Source organism: Prevotella denticola, from assembly GCF_900454835.1.
Classification (GTDB): domain Bacteria; phylum Bacteroidota; class Bacteroidia; order Bacteroidales; family Bacteroidaceae; genus Prevotella; species Prevotella denticola.
On sequence record NZ_UGTM01000002.1, the window covers coordinates 17,855 to 40,656 of the forward strand.

Annotated in this window: 18 protein-coding genes; 14 read left to right on the forward strand and 4 right to left on the reverse strand. The window is 45.1% G+C overall.

The genetic code is table 11. The annotated features are described in order from the left end of the window. Window position 1 precedes the first annotated feature (1 nt). From DYH27_RS08165 to dinB, 4 genes are all read right to left on the reverse strand, one after another. Window positions 2-634: a hypothetical protein gene (locus DYH27_RS08165; protein WP_013670318.1), complete on the reverse strand. Its 633-nt coding sequence runs from the start codon at window positions 632-634 to the stop codon at window positions 2-4. A gap of 40 nt (window positions 635-674) precedes the next feature. Beyond that, entirely contained in the window at window positions 675-2,222 is a 1,548-nt protein-coding gene (locus DYH27_RS08170) for a RagB/SusD family nutrient uptake outer membrane protein (RefSeq protein WP_013670319.1), read from the reverse strand. Between the two features lie 6 nt (window positions 2,223-2,228). After that, window positions 2,229-5,714: a SusC/RagA family TonB-linked outer membrane protein gene (locus tag DYH27_RS08175; protein ID WP_029216375.1), complete on the reverse strand. Its 3,486-nt coding sequence runs from the start codon at window positions 5,712-5,714 to the stop codon at window positions 2,229-2,231. 501 nt (window positions 5,715-6,215) lie between these two features. Beyond that, window positions 6,216-7,295, reverse strand: coding sequence for a DNA polymerase IV (gene dinB, locus DYH27_RS08185; protein ID WP_004354324.1), 1,080 nt, complete (start codon window positions 7,293-7,295; stop codon window positions 6,216-6,218). 149 nt (window positions 7,296-7,444) lie between these two features. Between dinB and DYH27_RS08190 the strand changes: the two genes are divergently transcribed. From DYH27_RS08190 to DYH27_RS08255, 14 genes are all read left to right on the forward strand, one after another. Further along, complete coding sequence (locus DYH27_RS08190; protein ID WP_025067299.1) at window positions 7,445-8,065, forward strand: sugar transferase; 621 nt, start codon at window positions 7,445-7,447, stop codon at window positions 8,063-8,065. Window positions 8,066-8,070: 5 nt separating this feature from the next. Then, on the forward strand, window positions 8,071-10,692 hold the full coding sequence (locus tag DYH27_RS08195; RefSeq protein ID WP_029216373.1) for an SLBB domain-containing protein: 2,622 nt from the start codon (window positions 8,071-8,073) through the stop codon (window positions 10,690-10,692). Window positions 10,693-10,710: 18 nt separating this feature from the next. Further along, a complete protein-coding gene (locus DYH27_RS08200) occupies window positions 10,711-12,249 on the forward strand; it encodes an ATP-binding protein (RefSeq protein ID WP_029216372.1) in 1,539 nt (512 codons plus the stop codon). A 98-nt stretch (window positions 12,250-12,347) separates the two neighbouring features. Continuing rightward, entirely contained in the window at window positions 12,348-12,560 is a 213-nt protein-coding gene (locus tag DYH27_RS08205) for a DUF3791 domain-containing protein (protein WP_007366609.1), read from the forward strand. Continuing rightward, complete coding sequence (locus DYH27_RS08210) at window positions 12,557-13,030, forward strand: DUF3990 domain-containing protein (RefSeq protein ID WP_025067300.1); 474 nt, start codon at window positions 12,557-12,559, stop codon at window positions 13,028-13,030. The genes DYH27_RS08205 and DYH27_RS08210 overlap by 4 nt, the downstream gene beginning before the upstream one ends. Next, the gene (locus tag DYH27_RS08215; RefSeq protein ID WP_025067301.1) at window positions 13,027-13,263 is read left to right on the forward strand and encodes a hypothetical protein; all 237 of its coding nucleotides are present in this window, start codon (window positions 13,027-13,029) and stop codon (window positions 13,261-13,263) included. The genes DYH27_RS08210 and DYH27_RS08215 overlap by 4 nt, the downstream gene beginning before the upstream one ends. 95 nt (window positions 13,264-13,358) lie before the next feature. Then, the gene (locus DYH27_RS08220; protein WP_025067302.1) at window positions 13,359-14,426 is read left to right on the forward strand and encodes a Wzz/FepE/Etk N-terminal domain-containing protein; all 1,068 of its coding nucleotides are present in this window, start codon (window positions 13,359-13,361) and stop codon (window positions 14,424-14,426) included. Window positions 14,427-14,440: 14 nt separating this feature from the next. Beyond that, complete coding sequence (locus tag DYH27_RS08225; RefSeq protein WP_029216371.1) at window positions 14,441-15,994, forward strand: MATE family efflux transporter; 1,554 nt, start codon at window positions 14,441-14,443, stop codon at window positions 15,992-15,994. Window positions 15,995-16,064: 70 nt separating this feature from the next. Beyond that, entirely contained in the window at window positions 16,065-17,282 is a 1,218-nt protein-coding gene (locus tag DYH27_RS08230) for an O-antigen polymerase (RefSeq protein WP_244595166.1), read from the forward strand. A 2-nt stretch (window positions 17,283-17,284) separates the two neighbouring features. Then, window positions 17,285-17,902, forward strand: a complete 618-nt coding sequence (locus tag DYH27_RS08235) for an acyltransferase (RefSeq protein ID WP_004351815.1) — start codon at window positions 17,285-17,287, stop codon at window positions 17,900-17,902. A 46-nt stretch (window positions 17,903-17,948) separates the two neighbouring features. Further along, the gene (locus DYH27_RS08240) at window positions 17,949-19,094 is read left to right on the forward strand and encodes a glycosyltransferase WbsX family protein (RefSeq protein WP_025067303.1); all 1,146 of its coding nucleotides are present in this window, start codon (window positions 17,949-17,951) and stop codon (window positions 19,092-19,094) included. Between the two features lie 19 nt (window positions 19,095-19,113). Then, on the forward strand, window positions 19,114-20,040 hold the full coding sequence (locus DYH27_RS08245; RefSeq protein WP_025067304.1) for a hypothetical protein: 927 nt from the start codon (window positions 19,114-19,116) through the stop codon (window positions 20,038-20,040). Window positions 20,041-20,063: 23 nt separating this feature from the next. Next, a complete protein-coding gene (locus DYH27_RS08250) occupies window positions 20,064-20,765 on the forward strand; it encodes a LicD family protein (protein WP_025067305.1) in 702 nt (233 codons plus the stop codon). Between the two features lie 12 nt (window positions 20,766-20,777). Beyond that, complete coding sequence (locus DYH27_RS08255; protein WP_025067306.1) at window positions 20,778-22,589, forward strand: aminotransferase class I/II-fold pyridoxal phosphate-dependent enzyme; 1,812 nt, start codon at window positions 20,778-20,780, stop codon at window positions 22,587-22,589. The last annotated feature ends 213 nt before the right edge of the window (window positions 22,590-22,802 follow it).

Below are 22,802 nucleotides of genomic sequence, written 5' to 3' on the forward strand. Positions count from 1 at the left end.
TCTAAAAGTCCGTTAAGTTGAAGTTATAATCAAGTGAGTGGACAATCCCCGTGAGTGTCTCGATATTGCAAGAGGCAACATCAGTAGTCTGCGTCGTTGCGGGAGAAACCAGATGGATCCGCAAAGGACCTGCTCCCGGCACATTGTTGTAAGACTCATGGAAGGTATAAATCCACAGCTGCTTGCCGGAAGCCATCTGCACCATCTCGCCTCCCTTGCCGACGGGTGTCGAGGGGTCTGACGACTTGACACCCTCCTTGAAGTCGTCAAGCATCACACGCCTGCCGGGGAGGACACAGTTCAGGATAAACGTCCGGCAGTCGTTCACAGGAATGTCAGAAACTTTCTCCATGCCGTTGGCATACAGGTAACGGCGGATGCTGTGGCTGGTAGGGCCGAAGAACGTGAAGTTCTTTCCATACTGGCTTGTCCCCTGGAAGAGCGGAATCAGGTCGGCACGCTCCGCCATTTCGCACAGGAGTTCCCAGTTGTACTTGTCGCCTTTGAAGTAATCCCACATGGTGGTCTCGTGCTTACCGTTGGCAAATCCGGTATCGTCGAAATTGTATTGGGTGCAGCTGGCGAAGAGTCCTACCGTCAGACACGCCATCGCAATATAGAAAATCTTTTTCATTTGTCTAAAAATTAATTTGTTGTGCAGATTGAGAGCTGCATCAGTTGTAAGCCTGCCAGTAAGGTTTCTGCCGCAGCCTGTTGTTGATAATGTGTCCGTCCTTATCCTGCCAGGCATCCTTGGGCAGCGGCAGGAAGAGCGCACCGCCCTGAATGTCCTGATTAGTCAGCAGCTTGAACTTTCCCTGCAGTTCTTCCTTCACGTAGCCATTCCGGATGACATCGGCATAACGTGCATCGTTCTCACCGATGAACTCCTTCTCTCTCTCAAGGAAGATGGCTTTCTTCAGCCCTTCCGTGTCATAGACGGAGGGATAAGCGAGTGCGCCGGCCCGCGAACGGATTACATTCAAGTCGGCTATGGCATGGGCCTCGTCGCCCAGTTTCTGATAGCATTCCGCCCGCAGAAGATAAATATCGGCCAGTCTCCAGTACACATAGTCTGCATCTACCGTACGATAACTCTTCCCACTCGGCGAATACTGGTCAGGATCCATGATGGCTTTCCGGAACTTGTACATGATGGCATAATCCTGTCCGCCAGCCTCATGCGCCGTACCCCACTCATAGAAGAAGGCCTTGAGACGCTGGTCCGTGGCATCCGGGAAGAGCTGCTCGACAGTCGACTTATAAAGCTGGTAGGTGGTGTTAGAGGGCAGATCAGCCAGTGTATGGTCCTCCCGTACAGGCCAGCTCACGAAGTTCTGCGCCACCTCGTTGGGCGATACGACGTACTCCGAACGTGTCTTGTCGAACAGCAGACTGAAAATCGCCTCGGGATTGGGACTCTTCTCGTTGGACAGATACTTGCACAGCTCCTCCGGGGAAGCGCACAGCTGGTAACTGCCAGCCTTTCCATCAATCAGTTCTGTGGCGTATTTAACTGCATTCTGATAGTCTTCCTGTGCATTGCCCTGCAACCTGTAAAGTTCTGTCACACTGCCTTTCCATGCGTAGATCTGTGCCAGGAGGGCTGCGGCAGTCCCTTTCGAAGCGGTCTGCCGATCGGTTATGGCCGCACCGTTCAGGTCCGTCAGCTTGTCCCATGTTGGAAGAAGGGCAAATGCCTTCCTGGCATGGTCGATTGCCGCATTGAGCACTTCAGACTTGGAAGACAAGGCATAAGGTTTGATTTCGGAAGAGTTCTCCGTGATGATCGCTTCGCCATAACGCTGTGCCAGCAGGAAATAAGACAGTCCGAGAGCGAACTCCGCCTGTCCCATATGGAAGTTCCGGCGGTCAGGAGTCAGGTCCTTCGGTCTGTCGATGTTGTCAAGCAGGAGATTGCCTTCAAAGATGATGTTGTAAAGGTTCTTCCATGAGTATTCGCTCGAGATGACTGTCCGCGGATTCCATTCACGCAGCTGCCTGGCGTTCAGTACCTCATCAGCCTTCATGCCGGCTGTCGCAAGAACATAGTTGTCGCCGATGACTGTATTGATGAAGTATTGGATGGACGTGGTCGTCGCATTCAGTTCCTTTTCATTATTGAACGAATTGCTGTAAGTAAGCCCGTTCTCCGGCTGCAGGTCGAGACTGCAGGAAGACAACAGACAGCCGCATATCGAGAGTAAGATGATTTTCTTCATTTGCTGTTAGAATTTTAAGTTGAGTCCCAAGGTGACTTTCCGGTTCAAGGGGTACTGGGTACCGTCATCCTTACCGGTATAAGGATTGATGACCTCCGGGTCTACACCAGAATAGTTTGTAATCAGGAACAGGTTCTCACCACTGAGGTAGATATTGGCATCCTTGATGAAAGACCCCTTCAGCCAGTTCTTCGGAAGCTGGTAGCCGATGACCAGCTGCTTCAGACGCAGGAAGCTGATGTTCTCGATGTTGGAGTCGACGTTGCCGTCGAACTGCCCCACATAATCCTTGTCGGCGAACTCAAGTGACGGATACTTCGCATCCCTGTTCTCTGGTGTCCAGAAGTCGCTGGCATGGAAGTAGTTCATGATGACACCGAAGTCCTTTGTAAAGGTAAAGGCACTGTTCTTGTACATATTCATCACCTTGCGTCCGATTGTATAGCTGAAGAGCACGTCGAGACTCAGCCCTTTCCATTCCAGATGGCTGTTCAGTCCGCCGTAGACAGCAGGAAGCGTACTGCCGGCATAATAAAGGTCTTTGTCGTCGATTACGCCGTCATAGTTCTGGTCCTTGATCTTCCGGCCACCGACACGCAGCGGATTGTTGATGGACTGGAAATAGAGCGGCATCAGCTTGCCTGACGCATTACGATACATCGGGATATCCTCCTCCTTCTGCACGATTCCTTCATCCTTGAAGGTATAGATGCCATAGACCGGACGGCCGAGCACCTTGTCGTTGAGGTCTTCGCCGTTATAGGTCTTGCGCAGCATGTTCTTGTTGTGCGAAAGGTTCAGGCCGACACTCCAGTTCCAGTTCTTCTTACGGATGATGTCATACTGTGCCTCAAACTCTATACCCTCGTTGGATATGGCAGAGGCGTTGTCCCACATATTGTTTGCAAGGAACACGTTGCCTGGGAGATAGGACTGCATCAGCAACTTGCTGGAATACTTATAGTAATAATCCAGCTTGAATTTCAGACGATAATCCAGCAACTGCAGGTCAAGACCGAGGTCGTACTGGTCGCTCTCCTCCCACGTCAGCTTCTTGTTCGCCATGGACTGTGGTATCAGGCCTAACGAGCCGTTATAGACGTTGCTTTCCTCCATCACACCCAAAGCGAGATAAGGTTCCTGGAATTTCTGCCCCGACTTGCCCCATGAGGCACGCAACTTGCCGAAGCTCAACCACCACAGACGCTTCATAAAAGGCTCTTCACTGAATGCCCAGCCAAGCCCCACCGACGGGAATGTACCCCAGCGGACATCCTTTCCGAATACACTCGAACCGTCCGAACGGATGGAAAGCTCGGCCATGTAACGCTTCTTATAGCTGTAAGCCGCACGGCCTAAGAAACTGACCAGCGCCTGTTCCTGCTGGTCGGTGCGGAAACTCTGTGCAGCTCTTGTCGTACCTCCGTCGTTGAGAAGTGAGGGCCATCCCTCACCAGCATACTTGATGGAATTGGTAGGACCGCCCTTCGCCGTACCGTTCAGGTTCTGCAGCAGGTCATAGTTATAGGTCATACCTGCCATCAGCTCGAGCTTGTGCTCATGCGGAAGTGCAAGGTTATAAGTGAGAATATTCTCCGTCTGGATGTTCGTCATGGCAATGTTGGAAGCCTGGACCTCCGACTTCAAATCGTATTTCAGATAATCAGGCGTGAACGTATAGACACGTGTGAAATAATGGTCGAGCGAATAAGTAGACGAGAATTTCAGCCCTTTCAGGATATTATAGTTCAGTCCGACACTCAGCCGTACGTTATAATTGGAGTTGGTCTTGTCAATATCCCGCAGCTGCCGCAAGGCTATCTGCTCTGCCGTACTGCCCTTGCCAGGCAGCAGTGTGGACGTGCGCTTGGGGTCGAAGGTCAGTCCCTGCACGCGTCCTCCGTCCGAGCCGGCTTTCTGCGTGGCATAGGTGAGGTTGATGCGTGTAAAGGCACTCAGCTTCGTCGACAGATTGAAGTCAAGATTGCTCAACAGACTGTAACGGCGGAAATTGGAACTGATCATGATGCCCGTCTCGTCATAGATACCGGCATTGACCATGTATCGGATATTGTCCGTACCGCCTGCCAGCTGCATATCGGCCTTCGTCAGCTTCCCGACACGGAAGGCGTACTTCCACCAGTTCGTACGGTTGTTGTAGAAAGTGTTGAGCGAGTCCTGCGCAATACCCGGCAGACGACGGTCTGGATCGAGCACCTTTCCGTTGCGCCACAGATAGTCGTAGGCACCGTCGTTGTCGGCATCCCAGCCATAAGAGTCCTTATAGGAATGAGGATAGACAAGTTTGTCGGTAAGATAGTCATAGTGGGCTCCCCGCTGGCTCTTTGCCAGGAGCAGGGCGATGTCACGTTCTCCCTTTCCCATTGTCTGCATCGGCGTACTCGGCAGCCAGGAGAGCGACTGTGACACATTGAAGCTGACCTCCGTACGACCGGACTTGCCCTTCTTCGTGGTAATGAGGATGACACCGTTGCCGGCCCTCGATCCGTAGAGAGAGGCCGAGGCGGCATCCTTGAGCACCTGGACCGACTCGATGCTCGAAGGGTCCAGTCCTGCCAAGGGGTTGATACCTCCGGTCGCTTCCGTGGCACTGCCCGACACAGGAATACCGTCAATGACATAAAGGGGCGTTCCGTCGTTGACACCCTGCTGGTTCAGCGAGCTGAAGCCGCGGATGGTAATACGCGATCCGCCACCGCCGGGCGAACCCGAGAGGTTAGTCACGTCTACACCTGCCATACGTCCCTGCAGCAGGTTCTCGATGCTTGCCGTCGGAGCTTTCTGCAGATCTTCTACCTTCACGGAAGCGACAGCTCCCACCTGCTCACGTGTATTGCGCTTGCCGTATGCCACTACCGTCACCTCGCCCATTGCATAGGCCGACGAAGGCAGGGTGACATTCAGGGGTTTACCGGCATGATACTTCAGCGTCTTTGCCTCGTAACCCACGCTGGAGATGCTGATCGTCCCTTCTTCCTGGTCGACAGGCATGGAAAAGTTTCCGTCTACATCGGCCGTGACGCCCTTCGATGTTCCTTTTATCTGTACAATGGCAAAGGGGACACCCAGTCCGTCCTTGTCTTTCACCGTTCCATGAACCGTGTATTTCCCCTGTGTTGCGTTCTTCATCTTGAACACATCAATCACCTTTCCATCCACATTATATGTAAAGGATGTATGCGACAGCAGGCTTTCCACGGCTCCCAGCTCGTCCACATCCTCGAAAGAGATGGTCAGGAGCAGCGAGTCGTTCTTCACATCATCGGAATAACGGATCTGGTAATCTCCCTTTGTTGAAATGAAATCTAAAATCTGGGCAACGCCCTTATCCTTGAACGAAATCGAGAATTTCTTCCCTGCAACCTGGGCGGAAGCAGGAGAAGCCCACGACACCAGCAGGATAAAAACCGCCAGAAACACGAAAGAAGGTAACCTCCTTGCAGTGCTAAACACTTGTTGGTGATGCCTCATTGGTCTGTTTGTATAATTATTGTTTATATTCATTTTGATAAAAGCGAATGACTAAAAGTCACCATTCTCAATTCTTTCCTCTTTAAGGCATGCCCAGCCCTGACAGAATGAATGCAGGTTCCCATGTCTCGATCTGCAGCATTTTTTACATAAAAAAGGTATTAATATCGAACGAGGTGCAAATGTACGTAATTTTTTTTAATCTCATGGCAATTAGCAAAAAAAATGAATCGCCGCTGTTCCAGACCTGCCGGAAACCTATTGAAAAGATGGTACAGACCATCGAAGCAAAACGGCTCACAGACAGACACATAGCAAGCGTGCAAGAAAAGGTGCTTAGTTGCGGTGCAAGTAGGCGTTACTTGCACGTCAAACAGGCGTTAGTCGGCATGCAGGTAAGCACCATTTGGAAAGGCATCGGCCGATAGACTGGAGAGGAGGCCGTACTCCCCTGTTCACGAGGCAGCAGACAGCCAGATTCCGGCCTGATAATCACGAATGCTAATCCGCAAAAGGAAGCAGACCTTCGACGGGTACATGGGAAGACTCCTCCTTCTCAGGAAGCGGCGACGACACTGAGAGCCCCATCAGCCGGACTGGGCGGTCGTGACAGGACGTTTCCTTCAGCAACTGCTTGGCAAGCGGCAGGATGTCGTCCTTCGTACGGAGTACACGCTGCTGTGTCAGACTGCGCGTTATCTGTGTCGTGGCATCCCACTTCAGCTTCAGCGTAAGCGTGCGCCCCTCAAAACCACTTCGTGCCAGCCGTTCGACAAGTTCCAGAACGATATGGTACAGTTCGATGATAATCTTCGAACCGACATGAAGATCCTCCAGGAAAGTGCGCTCACAACCCACCGATTTCCGTTCATGGACTGCGACGACAGGCCTGTTGTCAATACCGCGTGAAAAGTCATAGTAAATGTTTCCCATCTTACCGAACACCTGTACGAGGTGCCGGCGTGAGACCTGCCGGAGCTGCTCGCCGGTGAACACCCCCATGTCGTGCATACGTTTCGCCGTCTTCGGGCCGACTCCCCACAGCTTCTCCACAGGAAGGCTGCCGACGAAACCGAGCGCACGGTCGGGATGCACCGTAAACAGGCCGTCGGGTTTGCGCATATCAGAGGAAATCTTCGCCAGCAGCTTGTTATAACTGATGCCAGCCGAAGCGGTCAGCGAGGTGCGGTCAAGAATCTTCTGCTTGATTTCCCGAGCAATGTCCACCGCCAGGTCCATTCCTTTCTTGTTTTCCGTCACATCGAGGAAAGCCTCATCCAGCGAGATGGGCTCGACAAGGTCGGTATATTCGTGGAAAACAGCATGAATCTGCCGGGAGACGGCCTTATACCTGTCGAAATGACAGGGGACGACGACCAGATGGGGGCAACGCCGCCTGGCCTGCGCCATCGGCATTGCCGAATGGACACCGAAAGGACGTGCTTCATAGCTGGCAGTAGAGACCACACCGCGCGGTCCGTCGAAGCCCACGGCGATGGGCTTCCCACGCAGTCCGGGATTGTCTCTCTGCTCCACCGAAGCAAAGAAAGCATCCATGTCAATATGAATTATCTTGCGCATTATGTTACAGTCCTTCCCCTGCAAAGATACAGAGAACAGAGGAAAGATAGGTATTTCTGACTGATAAATAAATAAAAAACCGTATCTTTGCAACAAAATAACGGAAATGGAGTTATTATAACAAAATGACTAAAGGAGACAAACTGGAAATGATAGAAGACAACGGACACGATGCCATGGGAAAGGTGCAACGCTGCATCAAACGAGGCTTCGACCTTGTGGCAGCCTTCACAGGTATTGTCGTCTGCTCGCCGGTCTTCCTCATCATCAGTCTCCTCATTACGTACCAGGGCAACGGCCCGGTGTTCTTCCGGCAGATACGCATCGGCTACAAAGGCCGCCCTTTCGCCATCTTCAAGTTCCGCACGATGAGCAGTGTCGTCGAGGAAGAGGGACCGCAGCTCGTTGCCGGATGCGATGAGACGAACTCTACACGCTTGGAACAGTTCCTGCGCGGTCATCATCTGGACGAGCTTCCGCAGCTATGGAATGTGCTGCGCGGTGATATGTCGTTCGTCGGACCGCGCCCAGAGCGCAAGTTCTTCATCGACAAAATCATGGAACAGACCGACCGCTACCGTCTCATCTACCTGATGCGGCCCGGCCTGACATCGGAAGCCACACTTTACAACGGCTATACCGATACAATGGAGAAAATGCTCCGTCGCATGGAGATGGACATCCACTATCTGAAGCACCGCACACTGCGACTCGACCTGAATATTATCCTCAAGACGATTCTGAACATCGCTACTGGAAAGAAATTCTAAACAAAATGAAAAGATATATACTGTCTGTATTGCTCACACTATGCACGTTGGGCGGCTTTGCACAGTCGTCCATGACGGACACGCAGGTCATGGAGTTTGTGCAGAAAGAGCACAAACGAGGGACATCCCAGGCACAGATTGTCACGAAACTCATGCAGAGCGGCGTGGACATATCGCAGATACGCCGTGTGAGGGAAGCCTACGAAAAGATGCAGAAAGGCAATGCCGCCTTCGGCGCGACAACCGAAAAGACAGCGGCCGACCGGAGCCGTACAAACAACGGACAGCTGCACCCGGGCAAGAGCAGACGGCAGATTGCCGATGCCACGCTCGACAGCTACAACACAGAAGAGCAGGAAGTAAACCGATACAGCGACGGGCGTGTGTCGGCGAACCGGTCATGGACTAACACCTACGACGAGAACGACGGCGAATACCTGAAGATGCAGGAGGAGATGAACGCCTGGATGCCGCAGGACACGGCCACAATGTACAACAACCTCCTGAAACAGCTGAGCCGCAACCGGAAGAAAGTGTGGGGACGTGACATCTTCAACAACAAGAGTCTTTCGTTCGAACCGAACATGAACATGGCACTGCCCCGCAATTACCGCATAGGGCCGGGAGATGCCGTATTCATCGACGTGTATGGTGCATCACAGAAATCTTACCAGACGACTGTCGCGCCAGACGGTATCATCACACTGGACGGCTTCGGCCCTATTCAGGTGAGCGGACTGACCGTTGCACAGGCGAACAGCCGCATCCGGGAGAAACTGGGCCGGCGGTACAGCAGTTCGAGCATACGCCTCTCCGTAGGCCAGACACACACCATCATGGTAAACGTCGTCGGCGAGGTGAAGACACCGGGTACTTACACGCTGTCGGCCTTTGCCACCGTCTTCAATGCACTCTACATGGCGGGCGGTATCGGCGAACTGGGGACATTGCGTAACATCAAGGTATACAGAGGGGGATCGCTCATCAGTACGGTTGATGTCTACGACTTCCTGCGCCGCGGCCATCTGACCGGGAATGTACGGCTGGCAGACAATGATGTGATTGTCGTCGGTCCGTATGAGATGCTGGCACAGGTAAGCGGCAAGGTGAAACGTCCGATGTTCTACGAGATGAAACGTGGCGAAAGCCTCGGCACGCTGATCAGTTATGCCGGCGGCTTTGCCGGCGATGCCTATACCCGGTCGGTGCGTGTACGCAGAAAGACCGGCCGCCAGTACTCCATCTTCAACGTCAATGAGTTCGATATGCGTAGCTTCCGTGTGTCCGATGAGGACTCGGTCAGCGTCGACTCCGTCATTCCACGGTATGAGAACATGGTCGAAGTGAAAGGAGCCGTGTTCCGTCCGGGGATGTATGAGGTGGGCGGACGCATCAACAGCGTACGGGGACTGATTGAGGCGGCAGACGGACTGGCGGAGGCTGCCTTTTCCCCTCATGCCGTTCTGCACCGCAAAAAAGCCGACCGGACATTGGAAGTGATTTCCGTTGACGTAGACGGTATTCTCACCGGACGTGTGGCGGACATCCCACTCCAGAACGAGGATGTGCTCTTCATTCCCACCAAGACAGAGGTGCAGGAGCAGCAGACCATCACCATCCACGGCGAGGTGCTCTATCCCGGTGTATACAAATATGCTGACAACGAATCGTTGGAAGACTTCATCCTGCAGGCCGGCGGACTGAAGCAGACGGCCTCGACGGTCCGTGTAGATGTGTCGCGACGAATCAGCAACCCACAGGCTCTTGCCCCCGACTCTGTCATCGCACGTACCTACTCTTTCTCCCTGCGCGACGGCTTCGTCATTGACGGTGCGCCGGGCTTTGTCCTCGAACCGTTCGATGAGGTATATGTCCGCAAAAGTCCGGGCACGACTGTCCAGCAGAACGTAAGCATCGAAGGGGAAGTGGTGTTTGCAGGCAACTATACGCTGACCTCCCGCAGGATGCGTCTGAGCGACATCTTCAAGGCTGCCGGCGGCGGGACAGAACTGGCATATATAAAAGGTGCGCGGCTGGAACGCCGCCCGACACCGAGTGAACGCCTGCGCATGGAAGCTGCCTATAAGATGCAGCAGGAACAGCAGCGCAAGAACATGATCGACCTTGCTGTGAAGACGAAGAACGCCACCATTGTACAGGCGGTACAGGAAAACGACAAGAAGACGCAGGAGAAGTTCCAGGTACCTGACAGCTATCCCGTAGGTATCGAGCTTGACAAAGCCATCGCCAACCCAGGGGGCGATGAAGATGTCCTCCTTCGGGAAGGCGACCGTATCATCGTCCCGCAATACAACGGAACTGTCAAAATCAACGGTGCCGTCATGTATCCGAACACTGTCGGCTACGTTGAAGGGAAGAGTGTCGCATACTATATCGACCAGGCCGGCGGCTTTGCCAGTGATGCAAAGAAAAGCAACACTTACATCCTCTACATGAACGGGATGCTTGCCAAGGTCGGACACAACGCCAAGGTACGTCCCGGCTGCGAAATCATCGTTCCTACGAAGATACAGAGCAGGATGAGCCTTGCCGAGACGCTCAGTGTCGGATCCAGTGCGGCCAGCATTGCAGCCGTCATCGCCACGATTGCCAACCTCTTGAAATAGTAAAGAAAGAAGCAGGAAATGAAATACCCGATAGGAATACAGTCGTTTGAAAGAATACGACAGGATGGATATGCCTATGTTGACAAGACACGGGAGATATACCAGCTGACAAGCAAAGGGAAGTATTATTTTCTCGGCCGTCCTCGCCGGTTCGGCAAGAGCCTGCTCCTCTCTACCCTCGAAGCCTACTACTCGGGGCGCAGGGATCTGTTCAGAGGACTGTATATAGACACAGTGGAGAAGGAATGGGAGGTGCATCCCATCCTCCACCTTGACCTGAACACCGCCAACTACAAAGAACCGGACAGCCTTGATGCCGTATTGAACAATTCGCTTACAGAATGGGAGAAACTTTACGGGGCTGAACCTTCCGAGACAACAGCTCCTCTCCGCTTCAAAGGTATAGTAGAGAGAGCTGCAAAACTGACAGGGCAGAAAACGGTCATCCTCATTGATGAATACGACAAACCCTTGCTGCAGAACATGACGAATGCCGTGCAGCAGGAGCATTTCCACAACAGTCTGAAGGCTTTTTACTCCGTTCTGAAAACACAGGACAGATACATTGAGTTTGCCCTGCTGACAGGGGTGACGAAATTCAGCAAAGTGAGTGTATTCAGCGACCAGAATAACCTCAACGACATCTCGATGGACCGTGCCTATGCCACGATCTGCGGTATCACGGAGGAAGAGATAGACACCTGCTTCAAGGATTCCGTGGAAGAACTTGCCAGGGCAAACGGCCTTACCATTGAGGAGACGCGAGCCAGACTGAAAGAGCTATACGACGGCTATCACTTCACGCCCACCTCGGCTGGCATCTACAATCCGTTCAGTGTGCTTTGCACGTTCAGCAAACAGGAATTCAACAACTACTGGTTTGAGATGAGCACACCGACTTTCCTCGCAGAGATGCTGAAGAACTTCAAATACCGGCTGCCCGACCTCACGAAGGAACAGGTCGCGGCAGACGTACTGAACAGCATCGATTCCACTTCGCTGAATCCTGTCCCCATCATCTATCAAAGCGGCTATCTGACCATCACCGGCTACAATGAACGGTTCAAACGCTACCGGCTGGGATTTCCCAACAAAGAGGTTGAGGAGGGATTCCTCAACTTCCTGTTACCGAGCTATGCACCTGTCGAAGCCAAGAGCGAATTCGACATCATCGAGTTCGTCAACGATGTCGAGACAGGCAACCCGCAGCAGTTCATGGAACGGCTACGTACACTCTTTGCCGATACCGACTACAAAATTGTCGGCAACGCAGAGCTGTATTTCCAGAACGTCCTCTATCTCATCTTCAAGATCATGGGTTTCTACATCCAGGTGGAACGCCCGACTGCCAACGGGCGTATGGATGCCATTATCCAGACCGCCGACTATGTCTACGTCATCGAATGCAAACTGGACAAGACTGCTGACGAAGCCCTCCGGCAGATAGAGGACAATGCTTATGCCCGGCCTTTCGCCATGGACAGGAGGAAGCTCTTCAAGATAGGTGTCAACTTCTCCACGAAGACAAGAGGAATTGAAAGCTACAAGATTCAGTAGACGCATGAAAGTATCTCCGGCGCACTTGGAAGACAGGCATCCCCCATCAGGAGGATCATTGACAATTCTTACGCCACAATACAATAGAGGAGGAAAAAATGATGAATAAAATAAGATATATCAATATGTGCATTACCGAATTTGGGAAGAAGTTCGGTATGGAACCGCACATTGCATTCAATTATCTAAAAGAATACAAAGGAATTGATTTCCTGAACAGATACTATGAGGCCGAACATCAACTTTCCCTGAACGATGCCATCAATGACCTCATAAGTATCTGCAAAAGAAACGGAGGTACTGTCGAATGAAACTCTATCATGGGACAAATATTGACTTTACAGATATTAATCTATCTGTTTGCAGGCCCAACAAGGACTTTGGGCAAGGATTCTATTTGACAGAGATAAAACGACAAGCACTGTTGATGGCAATCCGCAGATGTGCCTTCACCCAAAAAGGGACACCGATTGTCCAAACGTATGATTTCAATGAAACATTTTTGTCTTCCCAGTCATTAAACGTGAAGATCTTTGATGGCGTAAGTAAAGAATGGGCACAGTTTATATATGACAACAGGCTGGGTAAAAAAAGAGAAGAAAAGGAATATGACATCGTTGTCGGACCTGTCGCTGACGACGGCGTTGTGTATCAGCTCAACTTATTCCGCCAACAGCTAATCACGATAGAGCAATTGGTACGGGAACTGACTTATAAGAAATTAAACAATCAATACTGTTTCTTGACAGGAGAAGCAATAGCTACACTTCAAAGAGTATGAAGATAACCAAAAGACAACTTGATTTCATTATCAATAGCGATGTGGAAGAACTCGTCTCCATGCTACAGAAGAAATGTCAGATGCCTTTGACAGCAGCATTCGACCATGTCTATAATTCAAAAACTTACCAGAGTCTCCTAAATGTAAGAACAGGATTATTCCTTCAAAGTCCTGAATATATTTATCCCTATTTGAAAGAAGAGTTAAAAGAGTTAGATGCTATCAGACTATAAAATAAAAAGTGAATAATTTGCTACAGAATGAAAAGAATTAAATAAAAAATCTCAAGCTAATAAATAGAAAGATATTTTTTAAATAGAAACATTCTATGGACAATCAAGATGAATATAAAGGTATAGACTACACCGCTGTCTTCCATGCAATATGGAAGAAGAAAATGGTGTATCTCACCGTTTTATCCTTTACTATTTTATTTGCCAGCCTATATATTTTTAGCTTACCAAGGACATATTCCTCAAGCACGGAAATTGCCCCTGAGGTGGACAGCAAGACTCCTGGTGGAGGGACATTAGGATCGCTTGCCTCTACATTCGGCATAGATATGTCCACGCTGGAATCTTCAGATGCTATCACCCCAATGCTTTATCCAGATCTTATAGATGACAATGGATTTATATCCATGCTGCTTCCCATACACGTGCAGACCGGTGACAGTACTTTTAAGGGAACTTATTATGACTATAAACGCACGGCAACAAAGGTGCCATGGTGGAACAAACTGGCAAATGGCCTGCTTACGAAAATATCAAGTAAAAAACCTGAAGAGGGGAAATATGAAGTGGGAACTCCTTTCAATGCCTACCATTTGACGAAACTAGACAATAGCATCATCGAAAGTATAAGGAAACAGATCGCCATCAAGGTTGACAAGAAGACTGGTGCCATAACTATCAATACGGAAGATCAGGATCCTCTTATTGCAAAGACAATTGCTGATTCAACGAGAGAACTGTTGAAAGATTTTATTACCAAATACCGTACTGATAAGGCACGACGCGACGTTGAGTATTACAAAAAGTTGACGGATGAGGCTAAGTCGTCCTATGAGCATCAAAGACTGAAATACGGCGAGTTCTCCGACTCTAATACAGATGTTTCTTTACCTAGTGTCCAGTCGAAAGGTGAAGACATGGAAAATGAAATGCAGCTGAGGTATAACAATTACAGTCAGCTGAAAGGTCAATTACAACTATCCCTTGCCAAACTACGTGAACGTACACCCGTATTTACTCAGATTAAAGGGGCGGCCGTCCCTATAAAGCCAACAGGTCCTAAAAGAATGTTATTCTTACTGGGTACAGTCTTGTTCTCCTTCATTTTGACAACAATTTATGTGCTCCGTTCCATTACACATACACAGAACAGGAAACAATAAACCTCTGACAATCTATGGCCATTATTGATAGGAAAAGTAACAATGAAAAAAGAAATAAAAGGATAGCCAAAAATACTACCCTTATGTTTCTACGTATGCTGTTACTTACCATCATAAATCTGTATACCGTTAGATTTGTTCTAAAAGGGTTAGGAGTCATCGACTATGGAATATTCAACGCTGTTGCAGGCGTTGTTACTTCCGCCAGCTTCATCAGTGCCGTCCTTGCTTTATCCATTCAGCGTTTCTTTTCTATTGCATTAGGACAAGAAGACGAAGAACGATTAAAGACTATTTTCTCTGCCAGTTTGAATATAATAATTATCCTAAGCATAACAATAATCATTCTGTTTGAAACCGTTGGACTTTGGTTTGTCAGCACACAGATGACCATACCTGCAGAGAGGATGACTACCGTCATCAGCTTATATCAATGTTCCATCTTCGTTTTTTTCTTTTCTTTATTACAGATACCTTTCACAGCCATTATCTTTTCTCATGAGGATATGGGGGTGTACGCTATCATATCGACGGTTGACAGCTTATTGCGTTTAGCACTGGCTGTTATTATAACAAAAATATCTATTGACCATCTTGTATTTTACAGTATTGGCCTACTTGTAGAATCAGGTGTTGTTTCACTTCTCTATATATGGAAAGGAGGAAAATATGAAGAGTGTCATTATACGAAGACAAAAGATAAAATTCTTTACCAGCATCTCCTTCAGTTTTCAGGATGGACAATGTTTGGCTCATTAGCCAATATGGGAATGAACCAAGGAAACACAATTCTTATAAACCTCTTCTTTGGTCCTATCTCTAACATGGCATTTGCAATTGCGATGCAAATAAGCAATGCCTTTAATGCCCTAAGCAACAGCATGGTTCTATCTTTCCGCCCGGCTATGATACGTTCTTATGCAGAAAGCAATCATTATTATGTTAATGAACTATTTTATATAAGCAATAAGTTCATATTTTACTTGCTTATCTGCATTGCAATACCCATCATTGCCGAAATAGATTGCATTCTGAAAATATGGTTGGGCACAGCTAATGAGGAGACCATTTTGTTTTCCAGGTTGATTATTATATATATTGTAATTTCTGCCATTAGTAACCCTATAACCATAATAATGCAGGCTTCAGGACATGTCAAGGAATATCATTTTCCCGTAGAAAGCATTACATTATGTACTCTACCACTCACTTGGATTCTATTTAAACTCCATTTCCCAAGTTATACTGTATTCATCGCCATGATATCAACTTGCGTTATCGCCCACATTGTTCGGCTCATTTGTTTGAGACATTACTATCAGCCTTTCGATTATATTTACTATGTCAGAGACTTTCTCTTACCAGCAATAGGAATCACAACCCTTGCAATAGGATGCACATTCTTTTTTAAAAAGAATATCATAAATTTGAGCATATGCTTTATACTCATTTTCTTAATTACACCATCCCTCGTTCTTCTGACAGCATACAACATTGGGATAAGCAAAAATGAAAAGGTTTTATTAAAAAGATTTATAACTTCGTTCCTCTCTAAAAAACATGTCTGAAATTGTTCTGAATAATATTCTCTCATTGGGGTTCCTGTTTTTGTGGATCATAACACTTATCGGATACCAAATGATTAAAAACCGATGGGATGGAGGAAGTCTTGTCATTGTATTATACATCATTTATGCCGTTTTTGCAATAATGACGCTCAATGATCCGCTCTTCTCTATTGCTTTCAATCAATTAAAGCTGTTTCCATACATTTATCTTTATTCTATGATGATAATTGCATTATCACCCATCATAATACATCATTGCTCTGATACTTCAGAAATAGAAAATCCCCATACAAAAATTCTATACATTCTGACTTTCATCATCATTATCAGCTCTATTATGCTCATTCCTAGCCTAATCTCAGGTACAGGTAGCGGTTTAATCAGTATTTTTACAGACTCATCCGCAGGAAAAGAGGCCTACTTAGAACAGGTAGAGGGAGTAGAAGATTCTGGAAGTACCATCAGGAACCTACCAGCAATTATCTTTAATTCACTCACAGACATCACCGTGTTTTTATTCTTTTACTTTCTTACTTTAGAGAAAAAAAACATATGGATTTTATCAGGACTGATCTTCTCTTTCATCATAAACTTCCTTATATGTATTTCACAGGGGCAGAGAGGAGGGTTAGTGACAAGTTTGCTTACACTTGCTGGAGGATATTTGCTTTTCAAACAATACATGTCAAAAAAAGTCAAGAAAATATCAAGACATATTGGATTGTTCTTATCTTTATTAATTTCCTTTCCTATAATTGTCATTACAGTCAGTAGATTTGATGGTGAAACTGGTGGCATAGGCGGATTTGTCAACTGGTATATTGGCCAAGGAAGTCTCTATTTTAACAATTATGGGCTTACCCCAGGTGGCTGTAGGAATGGTGACAGGACAATAAACCTCTTTAAACGATTTATAGATTCAAGCACTTCCCAAAACTTCGTGGAGCGAAGAGACAAATATCACAACATGGAAATAAATGATAATTTATTTTCCACCTTTGTAGGTGACTTTACTTTAGACTTCGGACCAGCTGGCGCATTCTTCATCTTTGTTATATTCTATTCATCTCTCATAAGACTGACAAGAGAAAGAAAACAGCAGATAAAACTTTATAAGTTATTACTGCTTTACTTTGCGTTATGCATAAGCTTGCAAGGGGGAATGACCTTGTTCTCTTACTCAGATGTCAGTGGCAATCTTCGTATGCTCAACTGCCTGCTATTATATGCTTACCTTAGGTATCACGAGCAATTTTCACGTGCTTTTCCATTACAGAAAAACAACTAAAGATGAAAATAGAACTTACTTACATTCTCCATTGTTTAGGAAATTTTCTTAGCCTAATAAGAGCCGAACAACTTGCACGTATATGTTCTTTTTTTAGAAATCATATCTATACAGGGCTGCTGCATGGAAAGTTCAGAGAAATAGGTCCTAACAGCATTTTCCTTTGGAGAGCTTACCACCTGCATGGACTAGAAAATATTTCTATTGGGGAAAATTGTACATTTGAAACAGGGCTACAACTAACAACATGGACAGATGTTTCAGACAATCCTATTATCACAATTGGGAACAACTGTCTTTTCCGTAGGGATGCACACATCACGGCCGTTCATAAAATTACTATTGGAAACAATCTCCTCACAGGAACAAATGTTTTTATCACAGATAACTCACATGGCTTCACTGATAAGAGCTCATTAGAAGAAGCACCATTAAAACGTCCAATTATCTCAAAAGGAGATGTAAAGATTGGTGATAATGTATGGATTGGCAACAATGTATGCATCCTTCCGGGAATAACTATCGGAAACGGTTGTGTCATTGGTGCCAATAGTGTTGTTACACACAGTCTTCCACCATATTCTGTGGCGGGAGGTGCTCCTGCGGAAATTATCAAATAAAACAATATAATATTATAATACCTATACGTTACGGTAAATAGAAAAAATGAAAGCAAGAGTTATAGCATATTATTTACCACAATTCCATCCTATTCCTGAGAATGATGAGGCATGGGGGAAAGGTTTTACTGAATGGACGAATGTCGCAAGTGCTAAACCTCAGTTCAAGGGTCATTACCAACCAAGAATACCTGCTGATTTGGGATTTTACGATTTGCGCCTCTCTGAAGTAAGAGAACAGCAAGCACGAATGGCGAAAGAAGCTGGGATAGAGGGATTTTGCTATTGGCATTACTGGTTGGGAAATAATAAGAGACTATTGGAGCGACCTTTCCAGGAAGTTTTAAACTCTGGCAAACCAGACTTTCCTTTCTGCTTATCATGGGCAAACCATGACTGGACGACAAAGACATGGAAAAATAAGGGTAAACCTGCAATGATAGCCAAACAACTATATCCAGGTGAAGAAGATTATAGACAACACTTCTACACTGTATTGCCTGCTTTTAAAGACCATCGATACATCACAGTTGATGGAAAACCTTTATTCGCAATATTCGACCCTTATTCATTTAAAGATATAAGAAACTTTATTGAAGTGTGGAGAGACTTAGCAAAAGAAAATGGGTTAAAAGGAATTCATTTTATAGCTATATGCAACAACACCTCAACAATGAAAAGGCTTGCAGATGGAAGTATAAAAAGAGTTCTGCCAAATACTAAAAGCAGTGCCGAAGTGTATAAAGAAATGCTTTCATTAGGTTTTGATGGATTAAATTCTTTTGGGAAATCACGAGGTGAGATGCTTGCCTTAGGTAGAATTAGACGAACAGTACGATTCCTTTTACAAAAAAATATATCTTGGTTTCCCTCACTTAAGTATGATTATGCAAAAGTAACAAAACATTTCTTCTCTCCCGAAGACAGATGGGATAACGTATACCCCACTATTATGCCACAATGGGACAGAACTCCGAGAGCAGGAAAGCATGAAGGAATCTACATCAATTCAACCCCTGAAAACTTTAAGAAGCATATAGAAGAGGCATTAGAAGTAATAAAAGAAAAACCAAAAGAACATAAGATACTATTTCTCCGTTCATGGAACGAATGGGGAGAAGGCAATTATGTGGAGCCTGATCTAAAATATGGTCACAAGTTCCTCGAAACAATCAAGGCATCTGTATTTTAATAAATAATCGAAACAACACATGTATAATATTCCTATTTTATTCATAATATTTCGACGCAAAGACATTGCGCTAAAAAGTTTTGAGCGAATAAAACAAGTAAAGCCAGCAAAACTATACATTGCTTGCGATGGTGCGCGTGAAAATATAAAAGGCGAAGCTGAATTGGTAAAAGAAACTCAAGAATCTATTCTTCAACAAATAGATTGGGAATGCGAAGTAAAAACACTATTTAGAACAAAGAATCTAGGTTGCTGCATGGGTGTATATACAGCTATCAATTGGTTATTTGAAAACGAAGAGAAAGGGATTATAATAGAAGATGACTGTGTCCTCCAACAATCTTTTTTCCCTTTTGCAGCAGAACTATTAGATAGATATGAAAAAGATGAACGTGTTGCGATGATTGATGCTGCAAATTATATTAAAAATGTTATTATCCCTGACTCATATGGCTTTAGCAGATTCAAATCAACGAATGGCTGGGCAACCTGGAAACGTGCATGGAAAAATATGGATTTAAACATGAATTGGAAAAATACTCTTTATTTTAAATCCATCATTAAAAATAACGGATATGATGGGAAAGATATACACTACTGGAAATATCGTATAAAGGCTATTGAACATAACTATGTAAGCGCATGGGATTGGCAGTGGTATTTTACGATGGCAGCCCATAATCAATTAGGAATATATCCAAAAACAAGTCTTATTAGTAATATTGGATTTGGAGAAGATGCCACCCACACTACAGGATCTACAATTCCAAGCCGATACAAAGCAAATGAAGAAATAGTATTTCCCCTACAACACCCTAAATATGTTGTACCTTACGAAGACTTTGAACAAGGCTTTTACAAGAGCAACAATACGTTTAGAAACACTATACTACAACTCATTCCATTCAGTCTAAAAACAATACTAAAGAAATGGATCAGAGGATAAAATACTAATAACAGAAATTAAATATGAAATTAAATATTCCTACATCAAAAGGTAATTATTCTTATCGCTTTGTGCCCATCTATCCAGGCATAAAGCCTATTAACAAAGAAAGGGCGAAAGAAAATCTTTCTTTGTTAAAACACATATGCAATACGCACAACTTAGAATTTATTCTTTTCTTTGGTACACTCTTAGGAGCAGTGAGAGAACATGATTTTATTTCTCATGATGAAGATATTGATATCGTACTTCCAATTACAGACTTAGAACGTTTTAAAGACATACTTTTCATATTGAGAGAAAATGGTTTTGAAGTCGTGCGTTTTGAGAGGAGAGGATTTATGTCAATAATGCGTAAAGGAGAATATATTGATATCTATTTTTTTACGCCCTATGCAAAAGACAGAAGATTAGCTACTTGTATATGTGAACTTTGCGAAGTAAAATATATAAACAATACGACTCAAATAGAATTCCAAGGAGAATATTATACTGTACCGAAAGAAAGTGAGGCTTTATTAAACTTCCTTTATGGAAAGGATTGGCGCACCCCTATCCCCATGTTTAATTTTAAAATGAGCAAGACAGACAGAACAAAAGCCTTTCTTATACAATATATCAAGGCATTACTGCCACATACGATGACAGAATTCATTCAAGACATTAAAAGTAGAAAAAGAATAAATTTCTTTAAACAAAAAGCATACACTATACTAAACAAATAATCATATTGAAATATGCAAGCAATCATATTAGCTGCTGGAATGGGTAGGCGACTTGGAGAATACACAAAGGACAATACGAAATGTATGCTGTCCGTAAATGGTATCAAACTGATTGACAGAACTTTAACAATGCTCTCCCATCTGGAGATTAAACGTGTTATCATTGTAGTCGGCTACCAAGGGCAGAATCTTATTGCCCACATAGGACAGCGCTATAATGACAAATTAAAAATAGAATTCATCGACAATCCAGTCTACGAAAAGACGAACAATATTTATTCTCTTGCACTTACTCAAGACAGAATATCTGAAGATGATACGATTCTATTGGAATCAGACCTCATCTACGAGGAAAGTTTATTGCAAATGATCATAGATAATCCTTTCCCTAATCTTGCCCTTGTCGCAAAATGGGAATCTTGGATGGATGGAACTGTCGTCCGCATAGATGACGAAAACAATATTATAAACTTTATTCCGAAAAAAGCCTTCAACTACAAGGAGTCAGACCAGTATTACAAAACTGTAAACATTTATAAGTTCAGCAAAGATTTTTCCACACATAGGTTTCTTCCTTTCCTCAAAGCCTACTGCGAAGCTATAGGAAACAATGAATACTATGAACAAGTACTACGTATCATCACTTTCCTTGACAGTTCAGACTTCAAGGCATTACCAATCGGAGACAGAAAGTGGTATGAAATTGATGACATACAGGATCTTGATATTGCAGAAACAATCTTTGCCCCAAAAGAAAAAAGCCTATCCCGATATGAGATGCGTTACGGAGGTTATTGGAGATTCCCTAAATTATTAGATTTCTGCTATTTAGTTAACCCTTTCTTCCCTCCACAACGAATGAAGGACGAGTTACGTGCCAATTTTGACACTCTACTGACAGAGTATCCATCGGGAATGTATGTTAACTCTCTGTTAGCAGGTAAATATTTGGGAATTCGTCAGAATTATATAGTTGTAGGAAATGGTGCAGCAGAATTAATCAAAAGTTTGATGGGGATGATAAATGAGAAAATTGGAGTTGTCTACCCGACTTTCATGGAATACCCTAATAGAAAGAATAAAGATGATATAATTGCATATCTTCCTCAGAACATGGACATGTCATACAATATAAATGACTTGATGGCTTTCTTTGCACATAAGGAAATAAGCACTCTGCTTATAATCAACCCAGATAATCCTTCTGGTAACTTTATACCGGCCAGCGATATAGTCAATCTTATCCAATGGGGAAAAGAAAAAGGCATACGGATTATAATAGATGAATCTTTCGTAGATTTTACTGATGATTATTCTCATAACAGCCTTTGCCATGATGAAATATTAAAATCTAACCCTAACCTTATAGTCATAAAGAGCATTTCAAAGAGTTATGGCGTACCTGGACTACGTCTTGGAATCATGGCCTCTTCAGATTCCGACCTAATAGATGCTGTCAAAAAAGATGTAGCAATATGGAATATTAATTCTTTTGCAGAATTTTACATGCAAATCTTTGGTAAATATACCAAAGATTACCAACATGCTTGTGAGAAGTTCATCATAGAGCGTCGACGTTTTAAAAGATTATTGGATCAGATACCTTTCATATATGTTATCCCATCACAGGCCAATTATTTCTTAACTGAAATTACAAGTCGGTTCACATCAAAGCAGCTAACTCAGAAACTACTTAATGAATATAATATTCTCATTAAAGACTGTGACAACAAAGATGGATTAAAAGGGAAAAACTATATACGCATTGCCATCCGAACTAAAGAGGATAATGACAGGTTAGTTACCGCACTCAAAAGTATTTAGGCATTCTGTTATAAATTCGACCAACAAAATACAATAACATACTAAGGTTTCCTCATAAAAAACCTTTACCAGAGAGCATTCAAGTTGCTGTCACTTTTAACATTTTACATAATATCCTTATTATAAGAAGTTTACAAAGTATATTTATGTGACAGGAGTGACAGCAACTTTGAAAACAGATAATATCTTTTCAATAAACAGACATACATGGAG

Coding starts and splice junctions, on each gene's coding strand:
- DYH27_RS08165 (WP_013670318.1), bottom strand. CDS start 634: ATGAAAAAGATTTTCTATATTGCGATGGCGTGTCTGACGGTAGGACTC.
- DYH27_RS08170 (WP_013670319.1), bottom strand. CDS start 2,222: ATGAAGAAAATCATCTTACTCTCGATATGCGGCTGTCTGTTGTCTTCC.
- DYH27_RS08175 (WP_029216375.1), bottom strand. CDS start 5,714: ATGAGGCATCACCAACAAGTGTTTAGCACTGCAAGGAGGTTACCTTCT.
- dinB (WP_004354324.1), bottom strand. CDS start 7,295: ATGCGCAAGATAATTCATATTGACATGGATGCTTTCTTTGCTTCGGTG.
- DYH27_RS08190 (WP_025067299.1), top strand. CDS start 7,445: ATGATAGAAGACAACGGACACGATGCCATGGGAAAGGTGCAACGCTGC.
- DYH27_RS08195 (WP_029216373.1), top strand. CDS start 8,071: ATGAAAAGATATATACTGTCTGTATTGCTCACACTATGCACGTTGGGC.
- DYH27_RS08200 (WP_029216372.1), top strand. CDS start 10,711: ATGAAATACCCGATAGGAATACAGTCGTTTGAAAGAATACGACAGGAT.
- DYH27_RS08205 (WP_007366609.1), top strand. CDS start 12,348: ATGATGAATAAAATAAGATATATCAATATGTGCATTACCGAATTTGGG.
- DYH27_RS08210 (WP_025067300.1), top strand. CDS start 12,557: ATGAAACTCTATCATGGGACAAATATTGACTTTACAGATATTAATCTA.
- DYH27_RS08215 (WP_025067301.1), top strand. CDS start 13,027: ATGAAGATAACCAAAAGACAACTTGATTTCATTATCAATAGCGATGTG.
- DYH27_RS08220 (WP_025067302.1), top strand. CDS start 13,359: ATGGACAATCAAGATGAATATAAAGGTATAGACTACACCGCTGTCTTC.
- DYH27_RS08225 (WP_029216371.1), top strand. CDS start 14,441: ATGGCCATTATTGATAGGAAAAGTAACAATGAAAAAAGAAATAAAAGG.
- DYH27_RS08230 (WP_244595166.1), top strand. CDS start 16,065: ATGATTAAAAACCGATGGGATGGAGGAAGTCTTGTCATTGTATTATAC.
- DYH27_RS08235 (WP_004351815.1), top strand. CDS start 17,285: ATGAAAATAGAACTTACTTACATTCTCCATTGTTTAGGAAATTTTCTT.
- DYH27_RS08240 (WP_025067303.1), top strand. CDS start 17,949: ATGAAAGCAAGAGTTATAGCATATTATTTACCACAATTCCATCCTATT.
- DYH27_RS08245 (WP_025067304.1), top strand. CDS start 19,114: ATGTATAATATTCCTATTTTATTCATAATATTTCGACGCAAAGACATT.
- DYH27_RS08250 (WP_025067305.1), top strand. CDS start 20,064: ATGAAATTAAATATTCCTACATCAAAAGGTAATTATTCTTATCGCTTT.
- DYH27_RS08255 (WP_025067306.1), top strand. CDS start 20,778: ATGCAAGCAATCATATTAGCTGCTGGAATGGGTAGGCGACTTGGAGAA.